At 66.3% G+C, this 19,035-nt stretch carries 16 protein-coding genes and 1 pseudogene; 3 read left to right on the top strand and 14 right to left on the bottom strand.

The features are described from left to right. Positions 1–298: 298 nt before the first annotated feature. The 7 genes from NVV90_RS04620 to NVV90_RS04590 all read right to left on the bottom strand — a co-directional run bounded on the left by NVV90_RS04620 (position 299) and on the right by NVV90_RS04590 (position 7,797). Positions 299–1,339, bottom strand: coding sequence for a Gfo/Idh/MocA family oxidoreductase (locus NVV90_RS04620; RefSeq protein ID WP_258440017.1), 1,041 nt, complete (start codon positions 1,337–1,339; stop codon positions 299–301). After that, a complete protein-coding gene (locus tag NVV90_RS04615; protein ID WP_258440016.1) occupies positions 1,336–2,439 on the bottom strand; it encodes a Gfo/Idh/MocA family protein in 1,104 nt (367 codons plus the stop codon). Before NVV90_RS04615 ends, NVV90_RS04620 begins: the two co-directional genes overlap by 4 nt. After that, positions 2,436–3,434 (bottom strand): Gfo/Idh/MocA family oxidoreductase, encoded by a 999-nt coding sequence (locus NVV90_RS04610; RefSeq protein ID WP_258440015.1) that lies wholly within the window; start codon positions 3,432–3,434, stop codon positions 2,436–2,438. The genes NVV90_RS04615 and NVV90_RS04610 overlap by 4 nt, the downstream gene beginning before the upstream one ends. 127 nt (positions 3,435–3,561) lie before the next feature. Then, positions 3,562–4,506: an ATP-binding cassette domain-containing protein gene (locus tag NVV90_RS04605; RefSeq protein WP_258440014.1), complete on the bottom strand. Its 945-nt coding sequence runs from the start codon at positions 4,504–4,506 to the stop codon at positions 3,562–3,564. A 12-nt stretch (positions 4,507–4,518) separates the two neighbouring features. Further along, positions 4,519–5,568, bottom strand: a complete 1,050-nt coding sequence (locus tag NVV90_RS04600) for an ABC transporter permease (protein WP_258440013.1) — start codon at positions 5,566–5,568, stop codon at positions 4,519–4,521. A 52-nt stretch (positions 5,569–5,620) separates the two neighbouring features. Continuing rightward, positions 5,621–6,616: a substrate-binding domain-containing protein gene (locus NVV90_RS04595; protein WP_258440012.1), complete on the bottom strand. Its 996-nt coding sequence runs from the start codon at positions 6,614–6,616 to the stop codon at positions 5,621–5,623. A 170-nt stretch (positions 6,617–6,786) separates the two neighbouring features. Further along, the gene (locus NVV90_RS04590) at positions 6,787–7,797 is read right to left on the bottom strand and encodes a LacI family DNA-binding transcriptional regulator (protein WP_258440011.1); all 1,011 of its coding nucleotides are present in this window, start codon (positions 7,795–7,797) and stop codon (positions 6,787–6,789) included. Positions 7,798–7,952: 155 nt separating this feature from the next. Between NVV90_RS04590 and NVV90_RS04585 the strand changes: the two genes are divergently transcribed. The 3 genes and pseudogenes from NVV90_RS04585 to NVV90_RS04575 all read left to right on the top strand — a co-directional run. Further along, positions 7,953–9,140, top strand: coding sequence for a Gfo/Idh/MocA family protein (locus NVV90_RS04585; RefSeq protein WP_258440010.1), 1,188 nt, complete (start codon positions 7,953–7,955; stop codon positions 9,138–9,140). Further along, positions 9,137–10,156 carry a sugar phosphate isomerase/epimerase gene (locus tag NVV90_RS04580; RefSeq protein WP_258440009.1) on the top strand — a complete coding sequence of 340 codons (1,020 nt, stop codon included), beginning with the start codon at positions 9,137–9,139 and terminating at the stop codon, positions 10,154–10,156. Before NVV90_RS04585 ends, NVV90_RS04580 begins: the two co-directional genes overlap by 4 nt. Before the next feature lie 168 nt (positions 10,157–10,324). Continuing rightward, positions 10,325–10,549 (top strand): annotated as a pseudogene (locus tag NVV90_RS04575) (Gfo/Idh/MocA family oxidoreductase); the annotation flags it as partial. 103 nt (positions 10,550–10,652) lie between these two features. Here NVV90_RS04575 and NVV90_RS04570 read toward each other — a convergent pair. Genes NVV90_RS04570 through iolC form a run of 7 tightly spaced genes read right to left on the bottom strand, consistent with a single transcriptional unit; the run spans position 10,653 to position 19,001 of the window. Beyond that, positions 10,653–11,525 (bottom strand): sugar phosphate isomerase/epimerase, encoded by an 873-nt coding sequence (locus NVV90_RS04570; protein WP_258440008.1) that lies wholly within the window; start codon positions 11,523–11,525, stop codon positions 10,653–10,655. A gap of 16 nt (positions 11,526–11,541) precedes the next feature. Beyond that, on the bottom strand, positions 11,542–12,555 hold the full coding sequence (locus tag NVV90_RS04565) for a Gfo/Idh/MocA family protein (protein ID WP_258440007.1): 1,014 nt from the start codon (positions 12,553–12,555) through the stop codon (positions 11,542–11,544). A gap of 40 nt (positions 12,556–12,595) precedes the next feature. Further along, positions 12,596–13,513 (bottom strand): sugar phosphate isomerase/epimerase, encoded by a 918-nt coding sequence (locus NVV90_RS04560; protein ID WP_258440006.1) that lies wholly within the window; start codon positions 13,511–13,513, stop codon positions 12,596–12,598. A 27-nt stretch (positions 13,514–13,540) separates the two neighbouring features. After that, positions 13,541–15,052 (bottom strand): CoA-acylating methylmalonate-semialdehyde dehydrogenase, encoded by a 1,512-nt coding sequence (locus NVV90_RS04555; RefSeq protein WP_258440005.1) that lies wholly within the window; start codon positions 15,050–15,052, stop codon positions 13,541–13,543. A gap of 38 nt (positions 15,053–15,090) precedes the next feature. After that, entirely contained in the window at positions 15,091–17,019 is a 1,929-nt protein-coding gene (gene iolD, locus NVV90_RS04550) for a 3D-(3,5/4)-trihydroxycyclohexane-1,2-dione acylhydrolase (decyclizing) (RefSeq protein WP_258441070.1), read from the bottom strand. A gap of 18 nt (positions 17,020–17,037) precedes the next feature. Continuing rightward, entirely contained in the window at positions 17,038–17,961 is a 924-nt protein-coding gene (locus NVV90_RS04545) for a deoxyribose-phosphate aldolase (RefSeq protein ID WP_258440004.1), read from the bottom strand. Then, complete coding sequence (gene iolC, locus NVV90_RS04540; protein WP_258440003.1) at positions 17,958–19,001, bottom strand: 5-dehydro-2-deoxygluconokinase; 1,044 nt, start codon at positions 18,999–19,001, stop codon at positions 17,958–17,960. Before iolC ends, NVV90_RS04545 begins: the two co-directional genes overlap by 4 nt. Positions 19,002–19,035 lie beyond the last annotated feature (34 nt).

The raw sequence follows: 19,035 nt of genomic DNA, 5'->3' as shown, positions 1-19,035 counted from the left end.
GGCATGGTCCATTGCTCCTGCAGAGGAGCGGACACCGACCAGCCGGCCGCGGCGCCAAACGATCCGGCGTCCTGCCACAGCCCGTTGTCCATGGACAGGCCGGTGGGCATCGACTCCACCAGGCTTCTGCTCCGGTGGTCCGCCGCATAGCTGCTGCCTCCCGGAACGCCCCGGTGCGCGGCAACCAATCCAATGGCTTTCATGGCTTAACTCTTCCAAGGGGGTACGACATTAAAGGCCCCTCAGGAGCGCATGGGCCCCCAGGAACGCATTCCTGGAGGCCCATGAAGCAGAAAGCTCAGCCTGCGCTTGCCGTAGCCAGGGCCACCTTCACGGGGACGCCCTTGGCCAGCGATTCCTGGGCGGCATCCGCCACGCGGGAGGCGGCCACGGCGTCTTCCGGCGTGCAGGGATTCTCCCGCCGGCCCAGGATCAGTTCAACGAAGGCTTCCATCTCGGAGCGGTACGCCTGGTGGAACCGCTCGGCGAAGCTCGTGTGGGGGTCCCCGGCAGGGAAGGCGATCCCCGCTTCGGCCGAGCCCATCGCCGTCTTGTCGTCAAGTCCCACCATCAGCGAACCGCGGGAGCCCTGGATTTCGAGGCGGACGTCATGGCCGGCCCCGTTGTAGCGGGTGGCGGAGACGGTACCTACCGTCCCGTCGTCGAACGTCACCAGCGCCAGCGCCGTGTCCACGTCGCCGACCTCCCCGATGGCCGGGTCGCCGTTGTTGGAGCCCTTGGCGTAGACCTCGACGATCTCGCGGCCGGTCAGCCAGCGCAGGATGTCGAAGTCGTGCACGGAGCAGTCGCGGAACAGTCCGCCCGAGGTGGCCAGGAACTCCACCGGAGGCGGCGTCATGTCGCATGTGACCGCACGCAGGGAGTGGATCCAGCCCAATTCGCCGGCTTGGTAGGCGCGCCTGGCTTCCAGGTAGCCGGCGTCGAAGCGGCGCTGGTGGCCGATCTGCACCACACCGTTGTTGGAACGGATGTAGTCCAGCACGGGAAGGGCATCCGCCACGTTCATGGCCACAGGCTTTTCGCAGAAGACCGGGATGCCGGCGTCCACTCCGGCGCGGATTAGCTCCGGGTGGGTTCCGGTGCCTGTTGCAATGACCAGGCCGTCCACACCCGAGGCGATGAGCGCCTCCACGGAGGGCAGGAACTCTGCACCGAGACCGGCCGCGACGCCGCGGGCATGGTCCTCGGCGACGTCGGTGAGCCGGAGCCCGACCTTGATGCCCTGCTGCTTGAGCACCTCGTTGAGTGCGGCGATGTTGGTGGCGTGCATGACGCCGATGCGCCCCACCCCGACCAGACCGAGAATGACGTCCTTCATGGCGTTCCTTCCGTTGAATAAGTTGCAGTGTCCTCGGTTCCGGTGGCGTGCTGCGTTCCGCCCGGGACAGCCGTATCGCCCAGGAACATCACGCCCAACTGGCGTCGGATTGCATCAGCGACCTCAAGGGTGCGGATGGAGGCCGCCAGGGTCCGCTGGCTGGCCTGGGTCTGTCCGGCAGCCACGGCACGGGCCACGGCTGCAGCCTCGTAGTGCAGTCCCTCGAAATGGCCGCCGGCCGCTTCGTCATGGCGCAGGCGGGTGCCGTCCGGGAAGCGCACCTCGAAGCCGCCCGGCATGTTGAAGGGCCCGTCGATTGTCAGCGTGGCAACGGAACCGACAATGGTGGCGGAGGTGGGCGTGAAGTTGTGCACGTGCGTGTTCACCACGGCCTGGGCGCCGCTGCCGAACCGCATGATGGCGGAAAGCTGGGCATTGACCCCGGATTCGTGGGACTGGCCGATGGCGTGGAGCTGTTCCGGCAGGCCCAGGACCTCGGTGACCAGAGCCAGCGGGTAGGTGCCGAGGTCCAGCAGCGGGCCGCCGGCCAGCTCGGGATCGAAGATGCGGTGGCTGCGGTGGAAGTGTTCGCCGTACTCGGCAAAGACCGTGGTGATGGTCCCCAGGGTCCCGGCGTCGAGGATCTGGCGGATCACGTCGAATTTCGGCAGGAAGAAGGTCCACATGGCCTCGGCGGCGAATACCCCGGCGGCCTCGGCCCGTTGGGCAAGGTCCCGGGCCTGCGCGGCATTGAGCCCGATCGGTTTTTCGACCAGCACGTGCTTGCCGGCGTCGAGGGCCAGCACCGCCGCCTGGTGGTGGAAATTGTGCGGCGTGCAGACGTAGACAATGTCGATGTCCGGGGCGGCGGCCAGCTCCTCGTAGCTGCCGTAGGCTGCGGGCACATTGAAAGAGTCCGCGAATGCCTTGGACCGGCTGAGCGAACGGGACGCGACGGCGGCGATCACCTGATCCGTGTGCGCCTGGACGGATTCGGTGAACCTTTCAGCGATCCAGCCGGGTCCCATGATCCCCCAGCGCAGCACCGGGGCATCCCGCGAAGCGGGCACACGGGAGGCCGGAAGTCCCGCGGCGTTCATGAGTAGCTCACTTTCGCGTAGGCGCCGTCACTGTGCAGGGACTGGATCATGGCCTGGGCCACCAGTGATGCGTTAAGTCCATCCTGCGCGCCGGCCAGGGGCGGTTGTTCTCCCGTGGCCAGTGCTGATATCCAGGCCTGCAGCTGCAGCCGATACGCGTCGGCAAAGCGCGGGCGCCAGTCCGCGGGGATTCCCTCCTGGCTGCTGCCTTCCTGCCTGATGCCCAGCAGTGCGGATTCGTTCAGGCCGGTAGTGCCCCGTTCCGAGACAACCTCGCAGCTGGTGGTGTAGCCGTAGCGGGCGTTCAGGAACAGCTCCAGCGTGGTCAGCGTGCCGTCGGCCGTGCGAAGCGTCATGAAGGCCGGGTCCTTGAGCCCGCCTTCGGCATGGCGCGAGCTCCGCCCGGCTTGCCAGGACACTTCGGTGATGGGCGAGTCCAGCAGCCAGGGGATGATGTCCAGCTCGTGGATGGCCGAATTGGTGATGGCCGATTCCGCCGTGGTGCCCGGGCCTGCCGCGGCGTTCCGGCTGGTGCAGTGGACCACCAAGGGCTCGCCTTGGACGCGGCCCTGCACGGCCTGGCGCAGCGCCACGTAGCCGGGGTCGAAGCGCCGCATGAAGCCCAATGACAGCAGCGAGGCCCCCGTGGCGGCCACGATGTCGACGTCCGCTGCCACGACCTCGAGGCTTTCCAGGAGGGTCGGTGCCAAGGGTTTCTCGCACAGCACCGGTGTCATCGCTTCGAAGCATTCGAGCACCAGTCCGGCGTGGGTGGAGTCGTGCGAGGCAATCACGACGGCGTCCACCTCGCTGGAGTGGATCAGTTCGGAGGGGTCCGCGGTGATGCGGGCGGAGGGAGGTGCCGCGGCTGCGGCACGTCCGGCGTCGAGGTCTGCCACAAAGGTGACCTCGGCTCCGCCGATGGTGGTGGAAAGGTTCCTGATGTGGTCCGCGCCCATGATTCCGGCGCCGATGACGCCTACCCGGATCGGCATGTTTGTTCCCGTCTTGTCGGTGGTTCGTGTGCTTCGAACAGAATTTTCTTGGCTCCGGGGCATGAAGGCGCGGCGCAAGGCGTTGCAGGAGTCCCGACGGGGACCCCTCCAACGCCTTGCGCCGGTGCTAGCTGTGCGCCGAGTGCCGTGCCGGCGCCTCGCCGGCCGGGCCAGCCACCTCCGCGACGTCGGCGACTTCGGCCTGGACTTCCTTGAGGGCCTCGCTGTGGCCGCCGAGCTGCTCGAGCTCGTGGGCGAGCTCGGCCAGTTCCGCGCCGCCGGCCATCTGCGCCGTCAGCTCGTCCAGGGTGATGTCCTTCTTGTCGTAGTAGCCGATCGACTTGCCGCGCTTGAGCAGCAGGAACCGGTCACCCACGGGGAAGGCGTGGTGCGGGTTGTGCGTGATGAAAATGACGCCCAGGCCGCGGTCGCGGGCCTGCAGGATGTACCGCAAAACCACGCCGGACTGCTTCACGCCCAGGGCCGCCGTCGGCTCGTCCAGGATCAGCACCTTCGCACCGAAATACACCGCACGGGCGATCGCCACACACTGGCGCTCGCCGCCGGAGAGCTGGCCGATGGGCTGCTCCACGTCACGCAGATCGATGCCCATCTCGGCGAGTTCCTTGAGCGTGATGTCCTTCATCTTCTGGACATCCAGGCTCTTGAACGGGCCAAAGCCGGTGGTCAGCTCCGAGCCGAGGAAGAAGTTCCGCCAGATCGGCATCAGCGGTACCACTGCCAGGTCCTGGTAGACCGTGGCGATGCCGGCGTCGAGGGCGTCGCGGGGCGAGGTGAATTTCCGTTCCTCGCCCATGATGTTCAGGACCCCGGCGTCGTGCTGGTGCAGGCCGGCGATGATCTTGATCAGGGTGGACTTGCCGGCGCCGTTGTCGCCCAGCACGCAGGTGACGCGGCCGTTGTCCACGGCCATGGTGACATCGCTCAGGGCAATGATGTTGCCGTAATGCTTGCCCACCCCCTCAAGGGAGAGCAGGTGGACAGGCGTGTGCGTGAGGGGATCTGTTTCATTCTGGAGCAGCGTTTGCTGGTCGATTTCGTTGGCATTCATTTCTCCGGCCCCTTACTTGAGTTCTGCGCGGCGCTTGACGATGAGGTTGACGATGGTGGCCAGCAGCAGCATCAGGCCCAGGAAGAACTTGAACCAGTCCGGGTTCCACTGCGCGTAGACGATGCCCTTGTTGGCCATGCCGAAGATGAACGCGCCGATCGCCCCGCCCACGGCCGAACCGTAGCCGCCCGTCAGGAGGCAGCCACCGATGACCGCGGCAATGATGTAGAGGAACTCGTTGCCCACGCCTTCGCCGGACTGCACGGTGTCGAAGGCGAAGAGGTTGTGCATGCCTAGGATCCAGCCGCAGAAACCCACTCCCATGAACAGGCCGATCTTGGTGGCCTTGACCGGGACGCCGACGGCGCGGGCGGCGTTCTCGTCGCCGCCCACGGCGAAGATCCAGTTGCCCACCCGGGTCCGCATGAGCACCCAGGTGGCCACGGCCACCAGCGCGATCCAGATGAACACCGTGATTTTGACGTCGATGCCGCCAATGGTGACGGAGGAGGCAAACACCGCGCGGGCGGAGTCGAAGCCATCCATGACGGAGATGGACGGCGATGACACGGAGCCGCCGATCAAGCGGGTCAGGCCCAGGTTCAGGCCTGTCAGCATCAGGAAAGTGGCCAGCGTGACGATGAAGCTGGGCAGCTTGGTCTTCACCAGGATCCATCCGTTGATGAAGCCGATGGCCAAAGAGACCAGCAGCGCCAGGAGCACCCCGACCCAGACGTTCGTGCTGAAGTACCAGCTGAACATGGACGCGGTCAGCGCCGAGGAGATCACGGCGACACCGGTGGAAAGGTCGAACTCCCCGCCGATCATCAGCAGGGCGACACCTACGGCCATGATCCCAATTGTCGAACTGCCGTACAGAATGGTCGCCAGGGCGTTGGGCTGGGTAAACGTCGGGGAAACCAACGCGAAGAAGACGAAGAGGACGATTGCGCCCACGAGGGCACCGACCTCGGGACGGCTGAGGAGCTTCTGCAACGGACTGCGCGTGGCGACGCGCTCATCGATCGCAGGTTGTTTGAGCTTGGGCTGGGTCATGGTCATGGTGATTCTCCTTGCTGCCGGGCCGGCGTTGGCCGGCCCGGCCAGCGGGCTGTTAGCGGATACCCTGTTCAGCGAACTTCAGGACTTCGGCCGCGTTGGACTTGTCGATGATGGCCGGGCCGGTCAGGACCGACTGTCCGCCGCCGAGCTTGAATCCGCCGCGCTTGTTCTGCCACAGCGCATCCACGGAGCTGTAGCCCTGCAGCCACGGCTGCTGGTCCACAGTGAACAGCACGCTGCCGTCGGAGACCTTTTGGGCCAGTTCCTTGTTCAGGTCGAAGCTGGCAACCTTGGCGGCGCTGCCGGCGGTGGAAACGGACTTCAGGAGCGTCAGCGTGATCGGCGCACCAAGGCCGATGATCACGTCGGCGTCTTTGGAGGCCTGCAGCTTGGCGGTTGCCGTTGATTCAACGGACGTCATGTCGGCGCCGTTGACGTAGAGGATTTCGGTCCCGGCTACCTTGGCCTTCACACCCGCACACCGAGCTTCGAGGCCCACGTGCCCCTGCGCCTGGATCACGCAGACCGGGTGCTTGAACCCGCCCTCTGCGAGCTTTGTGCCCACGGCCTCGCCTGCGAGCTTTTCATTTGAGCCGAAGTGGGTGAACGCTCCGAGCTGCGCGGAGGCCGATTCGCCGGCGTTGAAGCTGACAATCGGAATGCCCGCATCAGCGGCTTTCTTCAGCGCACCCTTCAACGCCTCAGGCGTGGCCAAGGTGACGGCGATGCCGTCCACCTTCTGATCCACGGCCTGCTCGATCAGCTGCGCCTGCCGGCCGGCCTCCGGATCGGAGGTGTACAGCAACTCAACGTTGTCCTTAGCGGCTGCCTCCTCGGCGCCCTTGCGGACGGTGTCCCAGAAGGTATCACCGGCGGGGGCATGGGCAATCATGGCGATCTTGATCCGGGCCGTCGTGGCCACCTGGCCGCCGCCGGCGGCGTTGCCGCTGTCGGCCGGCCTGCCGCCCGTGCTTGAACAGGCGCTCAGGGCCACCATGGGAACAACAGCCGCCACAAGGGCCGCTTTTCGCCAGGAAAACTTCATCACGATCTATCTCCTTTGATAAGGGTTCCGGCCCTGCCACTCTGCAGGAGCTCAAGGCCCTCTACTCAGATCATGGTGAGTCACCTCACACTTTGTCAATAGTTTGTCCTGACATTAGGATGTTTTTACGTAGATCGATCGAGGATCACTCCGATGCAAGCGCCGAAGCAGCCCTAGGAAGCCGGGCGGGCCGTGGTGCTTCGCTCCACCAGAACCGGCGCGATGAGCTTGCGCTGCGGTTCGAGGCCCGGGTCCTCAAGGCGCGCCAACAGCCTGCGGGCAACATCGACGCCCAGAATGTCGCTTCGGTTGTCGATGGACGTGATGTCCAGGTAGCGGGATTTGGCCACCTGCGAATTGTCGTAGCCGATCACCGAAACGTCCCCCGGAACCGCGAGCCCACGCGCCTTGAGGGCAGCAAAAGCACCCAGCGCCATAGTGTCGTTGGCCGCGAAAATGGCCGTCGTCTCCGGGTGATGGTCCAGTAGCCAGCAGGCGGCGGCGTAGCCGTCTTCCTCCGAGGTACCCTCGGACTCGGCGATCACAACGTCGACGCCGGCCCGCTCCAGCCGCTGCCGGAAACCGGCCCGCCGGTGGGCCGACGCGCCGTCGGACCCTGAGAGGTGGCCGATACGGACATGACCCAGCTCCAGCAGGTGGCTGGCGGCCATGCCGCCCCCGCCGTCGTCGTCGTTGGTTATCAGGTCCGCGCCACTCGGAACGCCCTTGCGCCACCCCGCCACCACCGTCGGAACTTCCGCCCCAGCCAGCATGGATTCACTGGGTTCCGCAGCGATCACCAGCCCGTCGACATGCATGGCCAGCAGGCCGTCCACCGCTTCCTTGATGCGGTTCTCCCCGGGCCGCGAGTCGGCCAGCATCACCTGGTAGCCGAGGTCCGAGAGGACCGACTCCATGCCCCTGAGCAGATCTACGAACCACAGGTTCCGGTAGTCATCGATGACCAGGCCGATGCTCTTCGTCCGGCTGCTGGCGAGTGTGGTGGCGGCACGGCTGGGGCGGTACCCCAGCTCGGATATGGCCGCCTGGACGGCCTCGCGGCGCTTGTCGCTCACCCGCGTGGGATTCTGCAGCACCAGCGAAACCAACGACGGCGAGACTCCCGCCCGCTTCGCTACGTCATAGATCGTCGGTCGTCGTGCTTTGGGGCTGTGCAACGTCATGGGAGGCGCCTTTCGTGTCTGCCCTTGAGGATATCCGTTGGGCGATTGACAGGACATACATACATAGTTACGCTCAGATTCAGCGTAGAAAATTGTAGCGCTACAAAATGCCGCACAGCGCCCCACGCGGCGGCGAAATTTCGAAGGAGAAATCAATGGCTGAAAGCCTCGGCGTCGCCGTCATCGGTGCAGGCATGGCCGGCAAGGCCCACGCTGCCGCCTACCGCACGGCATCCGCCCTCTACAGCCCCGTACTTCCCCCGGTGCGCCTGGTTTCGATCGGCGACGTCAACGCCGAGTTCGGTTCCCTGGCCGCCCGCCGTTTCGGATACGAGCGCAACGACACGTCATGGCAGGCCATCGCCGAGGCCGATGACATCGACGTGGTCAGCGTGGTCATCGCCAACTCGCTCCACCGCGAAGTGGTGGAAGGCCTGCTCGCAGCCGGCAAGCACGTCCTGTGCGAAAAGCCGCTGAGCGACACCCTGGACGATGCCCGCGCCATGGCCGAAGCAGCCCGCGTGGCTGAGGCCCGTGGAACGATCGCCCGCATCGGCTTCACGTTCCGCCGCACCCCCGGCATCGCCTACATCCGGGACCTGATCCGCAATGGCGTGCTGGGCAATGTCCTGCACTTCAGCGGCCGCTACTGGACCGACTACGGTTTCAGCCCCTCCGCTCCCATGAGCTGGCGCTACAAAGGTGGCGCAGGCTCCGGTGCTCTGGCCGACGTCGGAAGCCACCTGACGTATGTCTCCGAGTTCCTGTGCGGCGACATCAAGTCGATCAGCGGCGGCCGGCTGACCACCGCGATCGACAAGCGCCCCCTGCCGCTCGCGGCCGTCATGGGCCACGACCACGTTGCAGTCAGTGACACGTTCGAGGCCGTAGAGAACGACGACTACGCGGCATTCAACGCAGAGTTCGCCAACGGCGCCGGCAGCTTCGAAGTCTCCCGCGTTGCGGCCGGTCACGCCAACAGCCTCCAGTTCGAGGTCTTCTGCGAGAACGGCGCCGCCAAGTTCGACCAGCGCCGCCCGTCCGAAATCCAGCTGTTCCTCAACGATGGCTCCGGCAACGAGAATGGCTACCGCCAGGTCATCCTCGGCCCCGGCCACCCCTACATCGCCGGCGGCTTGGCCATGGACGCCCCGGAGGTCGGCTTCGGCCAGAACGACGCCTTCGGCTACCAGGCTCGCGCTTTCCTCGAAGAGGTCGCAGGCCTCAGCGAGGCGGACTCGCTCCCCCGCTGCGCCACCTTCGACGAGGGCGTGCGCAACATGGAACTGCTCGGCGCCGTCACCGAATCCGCCCTCAACAACGGAAAGAAGATCGCGCTGTGAAGCTCGGAGTCTACAACGCGGTCCTGCACGACCGCCCGCTTCCCGAAGCACTGAAGGTCATCGCCGATCTGGGCCTCACCGGCATCGAGATCAACACCGGCGGCTTCCTTCCCGCCGTGCACGTCCCCACCTTTGACCAGATCCTGGAAAGCGATGCGGCACGGGACGACTATCTGGCGATCTTCGAAGGCACCGGCGTCGCAATTGCAGGCCTGAACTGCAACGGCAACCCGCTGCACCCCAAGCGTGAAATCGGCGAGAAGCATGCGGAGGACATCCGCCGCTCCATCCGCCTGGCGCACCGGCTCGGCCAGAACCGTGTGGTGACCATGTCCGGCCTGCCCGGTGGCGAACCGGGCGCCACCACAGTCAACTGGGTGGTCAACGCCTGGAACTCGGCCGCATTGGACGTGCTGGACTACCAGTGGGGCGTGGCCGCGGAATTCTGGAAGGAAACCGACCGCCTCGCTGCCGATCACGGCGTCAAGGTGGCCCTGGAACTGCACCCGCAGAACATCGTCTTCAACACCGCGGACGTCCACAAGCTCATCGAGCTCACCGGCGCCACGCATGTGGGCGTCGAGCTGGATGCCTCCCACCTGTTCTGGCAGCAGATGGATCCCGTCGCCGTCGTGCGCGAACTCGGTCCTCTGGTCTTCCAGGCGGCGGCCAAGGACGTCCGCGTCAACACCGCGAACGCCGCCCTCTACGGCGTACTGGACAACAGCTTCCGCCGGCTCTCACCGGAGGAAAACCGCACCAACCTCGGCGGCGACGAATGGGCCAACGAATGGCCCACAAACTCCGCCTGGGACTTCGTGGCGCTGGGCCGCGGACATGACACGGCCTATTGGACCGAGTTCCTGCGTGCCCTGCACGAAGTGGATCCAGGCATGCTCGTTAACATCGAGCACGAAGATACTTCACTCGGCCGGATTGAAGGACTCGAAGTCGCAGCCAAGGTGCTGCGGGATGCCGACGCGGCTCTCTCCACGTCGCTGAACCTGACAGCCTAGTCAGCCAAGGGGCCCAGGTACCCACGGCCCAGGGACAGACAGCAGGGGCGTCGCTTGTGCGGCGTCCCTGCTGTTCCGTCTTTCCAGACCCGGCCATTCCCCGCAGACAAGGAAAACGAACCATGCGTATTGGCATTGTGGGCTACGGGGCAGGCGGCAGATACTTCCATGCCCCGTTCATTGAAGCCGCCGAGGGCGGTCGAACTCGTGGGCATAGTGGCCCGTTCGGAAGTGAAGAGGGCTCTGGCCGAGGCGGACTTCCCCGGACTGCCGGTCTACGGGAGCCTTGCCGAAATGCTCCACGCCGGCGTGGACGCCGTAACCATCACCACCCCGCCGCACACCCGCCAGGACCTGGTCCTGGAAGCCGTCGCGGCCGGTGTCCACGTGGTGGCCGACAAGCCCTTTGCCCCGGACGCGGCCGCTGCGCGCGTTCTGGCCGAGACAAGCAAGCGCCCGACGCCGGCCGGCGTCGGGCGCTCTTGCGCTGCCCCCGCTACTGGACCTTGGCCACGTACTTGGACATGGTCTCCAGCTGGTAGCGGGACACGTCCTCGGCGTTCTCGTCCTCGGCGAACACGCTGGACACCATCACGGTGTTGTCCTTGTCCAGGAAGCCGATTTCCTTGAGCCCGCCGAAGAACTCGTCCCAGTTGACGTCGCCGTCGCCGATCTTCAGGTGCTGGTGCACCCGCACGGCGTTTCCGGGCGGGTTGGTGATGTAGCGCAGGCCGTGGGAGGCGTGGTGGTCCATGGTGTCCGAGACGTGGACCAGGCGAAGCTTGTCCCCCGCCGCACGCATGATCTCCAGGGGCTTGTTGCCCATGTGGAAGGAGTGCGAGGCCACGTAGACCATTCCGATGTTGGGCGAATTGACGCCACGGATGACGCGGATGGCGGCCAGGCCGTCTTCGACGAAGTCGTCCGGGTGGGGGTCGATCAGCACGTCCAGACCTTCGCGTTCGATGATCGGCAGCAGTTCCTCCATGGAGCGGTAGAAGGCGCGTTCTGATTCCTCGGCCTTTTCGGGGCGGCCGCTGAACTCGGTGTTCATGGTGCTGACGCCCAGGTCCACGGCAATCTGGATGGCGCGCTTCCAGTAGCGCACGGCTGCTTCGCGGGCGTCCTCGTCCGGCCCGGACCAGCGCAGCACGGGAAGGACGGAGGCGATTTCGACGCCGGCGTCCTTGCAGGCCTTGTTCATCTGGGCCACGAGTTCGTCGTCGGCCTTGGGGTGGTTGTAGAAGGGGATCATGTCCGCATGCGGAGTGAGCTGCAGGTATTTGTACCCGAGATCGGCGGCGACGCGCGGAAATTCCAGCAGGCTGTGGCTGTGGTGGAACGGGGTGGGGTCCAGGGCGATTTTCATGGTCACTCCTTGGTGATTAGTTGTAGAGGTCCGGCTTGGTGTTGAGCTGGACCGCGACCTTTTCGCCCGACTTCTGGGCCTCGACGCCGGCCTCGCAGCAGGCTGCGGTGGCGTAGCCGTCCCAGGCGGTGGGGCCGCCGATTTCGCCGCGGCGGGCCGCGTCCGCCCAGGCCTGGACCTCGACGTCGTACGCCGCACCGAAGCGGTCCTCGAACCCGGGCGTGACCTTGCCACCCCAGCGGCCTGAGGTGCGGATGTACGGGCCGCCGTCGCCGCCGATGTTCACGATGCCGTCCTCGAACGAGGCCTGGGTGGCTACCTCGTAGCCGAACTTGGCGTTGACGTAGATCTCGACGTCGGCCAGGACACCGGATTCGGTTTCGAGCAACACGTGCTGTGGATCGTGCTGGCCGTTCGGGGCGCTGCGCGTTGCCTTGCCCAAGCGGACCTGCACGGAGGTGATTTCCTCACCGGTGAAGAAGCGGACGGCGTCGAATTCGTGCACCACGGAGTCGTTGATGAGCATCTCGTTGGTGAAGCCCTCGGGGGTGCTCGGGTTGCGGTGCTGGTGGTGGAGCATGAGCAGCTCGCCGAGCTCGCCGTCGCGGATCACGGAGCCCAGGGCGGCGTATTCGGCGTCGAAGCGGCGCATGAAGCCGACCTGGATGCGCTTGTGGCCGAGGGCCGTCTCGGCCTGGACCACTTTCCAGGCGCTCTCGGCGTCCGGGGTGAGCGGCTTCTCGCAGAGGATGGGGAAGTCCTTCTCGAGTGCCTTGTAGAGGATTTCCTCGTGGAGGAAGCCCGGGGTGGCGATCAGCACGGCGTTGACGTCGCCGTTGTTGAGCGCCTCATCGGCGCTGGCCAGCGCCACGGCGCCGTCGATCCCTTCGATGGCGGCCTGCGCGCGGGCGAGGTCGACGTCGACGACGGCGGCTACTTCAGCGCCGTGGATGCGCGTGCTGAGGCGCTTGATGTGGTCGGCGCCCATGCGGCCTGCGCCGATGACGGCGACGCGGAGAATGTCAGTCATTTATTCTGTCCTTAGAGTCTTTGGGGCTGGCTGACGCGGGCTACTGGACCCGCGTGCGGGAGCCGCAGGAGAGCAGGTAGTTGCGGGTTCGCTTGGCGATGGGCATCGGCACGTCGAAGGCTACCGGATACATGTCCTGTTCCACGATGCCAAAGACCGGCCGGTTGAGTCCCTCCACCGCTTCGATGACGGCGCGCAGGTCCGGGAGGCCATTGGGCGGCTCTGTCATGACGCCGGCCAGGTTGGCGGCAGCCCACGTCATGTTCTTTTCGTTGACCTCGGCGAGGATCTCCGGGTTGATCTGCTTGAGGTGCAGGTAGCCGATGCGTTCCGGGTAGTTCTTGATGAGCTCCAGGCTGGAGGCCCCGCAGTATTCCGCGTGGCCTGTGTCCAGGCAAAGGTTCAGGTACTGCGGATCCGTCGCCGCCAGCAGGGTTTCGATGTCCTGCTGGGCGCCCACGTGCGAGTCCGCGTGGGAATGGAACTGCTGGTGCAGGCCGAAGTCTTCCAACAGGACCTTGCCCATGCGGTTGTGCCCGGCGAAGAGGTCGGCCCACTGTTCCTCGCTCAGTTCGCCGTTCTCCACGGCCTCGCCTGTGACATCGTCCCGCCACATCGCCGGGATGACCACGATGTGTTCGCCGCCCATGGCGGCCGTCAGCTCGGCCACCTTGCGGGCAGGTTCCCAGGCTTCCTCGTACTGCCCCGCGCCGCGGTGGAAGGCCGTGAAGACCGTTCCGGCCGTGACCTTCAGATCGCGGGCCTTGAGCTCCTCCGCAAGCCGGGTGGGATCGTTCGGCAGGTAGCCGTACGGACCCAGCTCGATCCACTTGTAGCCGGATTCGGCCACCTCGTCCAGGAAGCGCTCCCACGGAGTCTGCTTGGGGTCATCGGCGAACCACACACCCCAGGAGTCCGGGGCGGTTCCGATGATGAGCTTGTTCTCGACGTCAGTCATGACAGCTTTTTCTTTCTTGGGACGTGGTCAGTTGGAGGGGAAGTTGTAGGAGGCGCCGGAGGCGTGGGTGGCTTCGGGCCAGCGGGAGGTGATGACCTTGCCGCGGGTGTAGAAGGAGACGCCTTCGGGGCCGTAGATGTGCTTGTCGCCGAAGAGGGAGGCCTTCCAGCCGCCGAAGGAGTGGTACGCCACGGGCACGGGCAGGGGCACGTTGATGCCGATCATGCCCACGTCCACGGAGCGCTGGAACTTCCGTGCTGCCGCGCCGGAGGAGGTGAAGATGGCAGTGCCGTTGCCGTAGGGGTTGGAGTTGATGAGCTTGATCCCGGCGTCGAGGTCTTCCACGCGGACCACCACCAGGACGGGACCGAAGATCTCCTCGGTGTACGCGCTCATCTCGGCGGTGACGTGGTCGATCACCGTGGGGCCGACCCAGAAGCCTTCCTCGTGGCCGGGGACCACCAGCTCGCGGCCGTCCACCACCATGGCGGCGCCGGCGGCTTCCGCCTCGGTGACGATCCGCACGATGCGTTCCTTGGAGGCGGGCGTGATGACCGGACCCATGTCGGCGTCGGGCTCGATGCCGTTCTTGACCTTCACGGCCAGGGCGCGCTCCTGGACCTTCTTGACCAGCAGCTCTGCGGCATCGCCGACGGCGACCGCAACGGAGATCGCCATGCAGCGTTCGCCGGCGGAGCCGAAGGCCGCGGCGGCCAGGTGGTCGGCAGCGTTGTCGAGATCGGCGTCGGGCAGGACGATGGCGTGGTTCTTCGCGCCGCCCAGGGCCTGGACCCGCTTGCCGTGCTTGGTGGCGGTCTCGTGGACGTACTGGGCGATCGGGGTGGAGCCGACGAAGGAGATGCCGTCCACGTCCGGGTGGGTCAGGAGGCCTTCCACGGTTTCCTTGTCGCCGTGCAGGACCTGGAACACGCCGTCCGGGAGGCCGGCCTGCTTCCACAGTTTGGCGAGCAGCATCGAGGCGGAAGGGTCGCGCTCGGAAGGCTTGAGGATGAAGGCGTTACCGGCGGCAATGGCCATCGGGGCCATCCAGAGCGGCACCATGACCGGGAAGTTGAACGGCGTGATGCCGGCAACCACGCCGAGGGGCTCGCGGAAGGAGAACACGTCGATCCCGGTGGAGACCTGGTCCGAGTACTCGCCCTTGAGCAGCTGAGGGATGCCGCAGGCGAACTCGATGACCTCCAGGCCACGGCCGATCTCGCCCTTGGCATCGGAGAGGACCTTGCCGTGCTCGGCAGTGATGAGGGCGGCGAGTTCGTCCACGTGGGCGGCCACGAGTTCGCGGAACTTGAACAGCACGGCGGTGCGCTTGGCCAGGGAAATGTCGCCCCAGGAGTCGGCGGCGGCGCGGGCCGCGGCGACGGTGGCGTCCAGGTCCGCCCGGTTGGCCAGGCGCAGTTCAGCCGAAGCCTGGCCAGTGGCCGGGTTGTAGACGGGCTGGCTGCGGTCGCCGGTGCCGGCGGTTTCAACACCGTTGATGAAGTGCTTGATGGTGGTCAGTGTGGTCGTCGTCGACATGTGCGTCCTCTTCGGTAGCTTTGCGGGCTGGGGTGTGTCTAGCCGAGCAGCTTGCGCTGGCGGTTTTTGTGGTCGGTGTACGTCTTGAAGGCCTGCTGGGTGGATTCCAGTTCGGAAACCTGGGAGACGGGGACGTCCCACCAGGACTCGGAGCTGGGCGCGTCCAGCAGGGGATCGGACTCGATGTGGATGACGATCGGGCCGCTGTCTTTCGGGGCCGCCTTGGCTTCCTTGAGGGCAGCGCCGAGAGCCTGGATGACGTTCTCCCCCGGTTCGATCCGGATGACCTTCGCGCCGAGGCTTTCGGCATTCAGGGCCAGGTCCACCGGCAGGTTCTCGCCGGCGTCGAAGCTGTGCTGGTCCTTGTCCAGCACGCGGTACTGCGTGCCGAAACGCTGCGAGCCGAGCGATTCGGAGAGCGAGCCGATGGAGGCGTAGCCGTGGTTCTGGATGAGGACCACGATCAGCTTGATGCGTTCGGCGACGGCGGTGACCAGTTCGGTGTGCATCATCAGGTAGGAGCCGTCCCCCACCATGACCACCACGTCCCGGTCCGGGCCGCCGGCGGCGGCTTCGGCCAGCGCCGCGCGCTTCACGCCCAGGCCGCCGGGGATTTCATAGCCCATGCAGGAGTACGCGTATTCCACGTGGTAGCCGAACGGGTCACGGACGCGCCACATCTTGTGCAGGTCACCCGGCAGGGAACCGGCGGCGCAGATGACAACGTCCTGGTCGTCCATTGCCTTGTTCGTGGCACCGATGATCTCGTTCTGTGCCGGCAGCGGCGTGTGGCGGGTGTCGAAGGCTTCGTCGACGATCGCGTTCCAGCGCTTCTTCTCCGCAGCGATCCTCGTTTCGAGGTCCCCGCCTACCCGGTACCCGCCCAAAGCCTGGTTCAGCTTGACCAGGGCCTTGCGGGCATCGGCAACGATCGGCAGGGAGGTGCCATGCTTGTAGGCGTCGATCGGGGCAACGTTGATGTTGATGAAGCGGACGTCCGGGTTTTGGAATGCCGTGCGCGACGCCGTGGTGAAGTCCTCGTAGCGGGTGCCGATGCCGATGATCAGGTCCGCGTCCGCCGCGATGGCGTTGGCCGCAGTGGTGCCCGTGGAGCCGATCGCCCCGAGCGAGAACTTGTGGTCCCACGGCAGGACACCGACGCCGGCCTGCGTGTTGCCCACCGGGATGCCCGTCAGCTCGGCGAACTTCGCCAGTTCCTCGTTCGCGTAGGCATACAGCACGCCGCCGCCGGCGATGATCAGCGGGCGCTTCGCGGCGCGGATGGCCTCGGCGGCGCGGCGGATGTCCTCGTCGTCGGCCTCCGGGCGGCGGATGCGCCACTCGCGCTCAGCCAGGAACTCCTCCGGGACGTCGAAGGCCTCGGCCTGGACATCCTGGGGCAGCGAGATGGTGACGGCGCCGGTTTCGGCCGGATCCGTCAGGACCCGCAGGCCATGGTGGAACGCCGAGAACAACTGCTCCGGGCGGGACACCCGGTCGAAGAACTTGGACAGCGGTCGGAAGGCGTCGTTGACGGTGATGTCGTACGCGTAGGGCTGTTCGAGCTGCTGCAGCACGGGGTCCGCGGCGCGGGTGGCGAAGGTGTCGCTGGGAAGCAGCAGCACCGGCAGGCGGTTGGTGGTGGCCAGCGCCGCGCCGGTGAGCAGGTTCGAGGAACCCGGGCCGATCGAGGTGCTGATGGCGAAGGTCTGGCGGCGGCGGGTGTGCCGGGCGTAGCCGACCGCCTGGTGCACCTGGGCCTGCTCGTTGCGGCCCTGGTAGTACGGCATGATCGTGGGATCCGCGTGCTGGTACTGCTTGAGGGCCTGCCCGACGCCGGCAACGTTGCCGTGGCCGAAGATGCCGAACGTGCCCGGAATCAGGCGTTCGCGGTAGTCCTCGGTGCCGATGCGGTCCACCGTGTACTGCTTGGACAGGTACTCGACCACAGCCTGGGCCACTGTCATTCTGCGTGTTGCCATGAGTTACTCCGATACTTTCACTGTCGACTGCAGCGCAGGGGTCTTGAGCAGGGAGGCTGCCGTGGCAACGGCACCGGCCACGTCGCCGTCCTGCGGGTACAGCAACGTCCGGCCGACGGTGAGGCCTTGGACTCCGGGCAGGGACAGCGCAGCCTGCCAGCTGGCGAAGACCTCGTCCTGGGTACCGTCCGGGTCCCCGCCGAGGAGCACGGTGGGCAGTGTGGTGGCGGCCATGACGCGTTCCATCTCGGCCACCACGGGCAGCTTCATCCAGGTGTAGGCGCTGGTGGAGCCCAGGCCCTGGGCGATCGCGATGGACTTGATGACGCCGTCAGGGCTGAGGTCGTTGCGGACTCGACCGTTCTCCCACACGGACAGGAACGGTTCCACCATGGCGATGAGCTTGCGTGCGGCCAGGGAGTCGACGGCCTTTGCCGTGGCTTCCAGCGCGGAGGCGGTGTCCGGGTCGCCGAGGCAGATGCGGGTCAACATCTTGCCGCCGTCGGCGCCCAGTGCCTCCAGTGCTGCGGCCGTGTGGCCGGTAAAGCGGTCGTCGATTTCGTTGACGAGCCCGGAGAGGCCGCCGCGGTTCATCGAACCGAAGACCAGCTTGCCTTCCAGCGCACCGAGCAGGAGAAGGTCATCCATGATGTCCGGCGAGGCAAGGACGCCGTCCACGGCGGGGTTGGCCAGGGCGATCTGCAGGCGGTCAAGCAGATCCAGGCGGTCGGCCATGGCCACGGGGTCGTTCCCGACGGCCAGGGCACCGCGGGCCGGATGGTCGGCAGCGACGATGAAGTTCTGCACACCGTACTTCAGCCCCGGGTGGTGGCGGCGGCCGGCCGCCGCGCGGGCCACGGCCTCCGGATCTTCCAGTCGGAGGGCACTCAGGTGCTCGTAGCGGCGGGGATCCTCGTTGAGGCTCACGATGTTGCTCCTTCTGAAACTGCTGCGTGGGAAAGTGTCGTGTTGGCGGCTGCCAGGGCTCCGGCCAGGGCCGGGACCAGGCGGCCTCGTTCGGCCAGCAGCGAGGTGACTTCCTCCGGCGTCGGCATGGCATCGGCACAGGAAAGGCGCGAGGCGACGATGGCGCCGGCGGCGTTGGCATAGTCGAGGACCTGCGCCAGCGGCCAGCCGGAGAGCAGGCCATGGCAGAAGGCCCCGCCGAAGGAGTCTCCGGCACCCAGGCCGTTGACGGTTTCCACCGGGACGGGGGCCGAAACCACGCGCTCCGTGCGGGTCTTTGCCATCACGCCTTCGGGGCCGAGCTTGACGACGGCGATCTCGACGCCGGCGGCCAGCAGGCGGTCCGCCTGCTCATCGGGCGTTCCCTCGCCGACCGCGACGGCACATTCTTTGTCATTGCCGATGGCGACCGTGACGTGCGGGAGGATCTTCGCGACCCCGGCCTGGGCTTCCTCCTCGGAAGCCCAGAACATGGGGCGGTAATCCAGGTCCAGGATGGTGAACTGGCCGTCCTTGAGGCCGGTGCGCGGACGGGCCTCGTGGGCGGCCAGGTGCGCCCCGCGGCTGGGTTCCTGGCAGAGCCCGGTCACGGTGGACCAGAAGATTCCGGCGTCCCGGATGGCGTCCAGGTCCAGCTCAGCGGCCTTGATCTGCAGGTCCGGTGCCGTGGGGAAACGGCCGTAGAAGTAGAGCGGGAAGTCCTCCGGCGGCTTGATCGCACAGAAGGTCACCGCCGTGGGCCACTCTTTGACCGGGGTGACGAAGGTGTCATCCACATTGAATTTGTGCAGCTCGCGGTGCAGGTAGGTGCCGAAAGCGTCGTCCCCGGTCCGGGTGATCACGCCGGCGCGCCGGCCGTGGCGGGCCGCGGCAACGGCCACGTTGGACGGGGAACCGCCGAGATACTTGCCAAAGGACTGCACGTCCTCGAGGTCCACCCCAATATCGTTCGGGTAGATATCAACACTGATGCGCCCGATCGTGAGCAGTTCGTGGGTCACGGTAATCGTGGACCTTTCTGTTGAGACTCTGTAC

The organism is Arthrobacter sp. CJ23 (assembly GCF_024741795.1).
Taxonomy (GTDB): Bacteria; Actinomycetota; Actinomycetes; order Actinomycetales; family Micrococcaceae; genus Arthrobacter.
This window is presented reverse-complemented; position numbering and strand designations above follow the sequence as displayed.

Bases quoted from the DNA above. Each gene is read 5' to 3' on its own strand.
- NVV90_RS04600 (WP_258440013.1), bottom strand. From the start codon at position 5,568: ATGACCATGACCCAGCCCAAGCTCAAACAACCTGCGATCGATGAGCGC.
- NVV90_RS04615 (WP_258440016.1), bottom strand. From the start codon at position 2,439: ATGAACGCCGCGGGACTTCCGGCCTCCCGTGTGCCCGCTTCGCGGGAT.
- NVV90_RS04585 (WP_258440010.1), top strand. From the start codon at position 7,953: ATGGCTGAAAGCCTCGGCGTCGCCGTCATCGGTGCAGGCATGGCCGGC.
- NVV90_RS04555 (WP_258440005.1), bottom strand. From the start codon at position 15,052: ATGTCGACGACGACCACACTGACCACCATCAAGCACTTCATCAACGGT.
- NVV90_RS04620 (WP_258440017.1), bottom strand. From the start codon at position 1,339: ATGAAGGACGTCATTCTCGGTCTGGTCGGGGTGGGGCGCATCGGCGTC.
- NVV90_RS04610 (WP_258440015.1), bottom strand. From the start codon at position 3,434: ATGCCGATCCGGGTAGGCGTCATCGGCGCCGGAATCATGGGCGCGGAC.
- iolD (WP_258441070.1), bottom strand. From the start codon at position 17,019: ATGACAGTGGCCCAGGCTGTGGTCGAGTACCTGTCCAAGCAGTACACG.
- NVV90_RS04565 (WP_258440007.1), bottom strand. From the start codon at position 12,555: ATGACTGACATTCTCCGCGTCGCCGTCATCGGCGCAGGCCGCATGGGC.
- NVV90_RS04560 (WP_258440006.1), bottom strand. From the start codon at position 13,513: ATGACTGACGTCGAGAACAAGCTCATCATCGGAACCGCCCCGGACTCC.
- NVV90_RS04570 (WP_258440008.1), bottom strand. From the start codon at position 11,525: ATGAAAATCGCCCTGGACCCCACCCCGTTCCACCACAGCCACAGCCTG.
- NVV90_RS04590 (WP_258440011.1), bottom strand. From the start codon at position 7,797: ATGACGTTGCACAGCCCCAAAGCACGACGACCGACGATCTATGACGTA.
- NVV90_RS04605 (WP_258440014.1), bottom strand. From the start codon at position 4,506: ATGAATGCCAACGAAATCGACCAGCAAACGCTGCTCCAGAATGAAACA.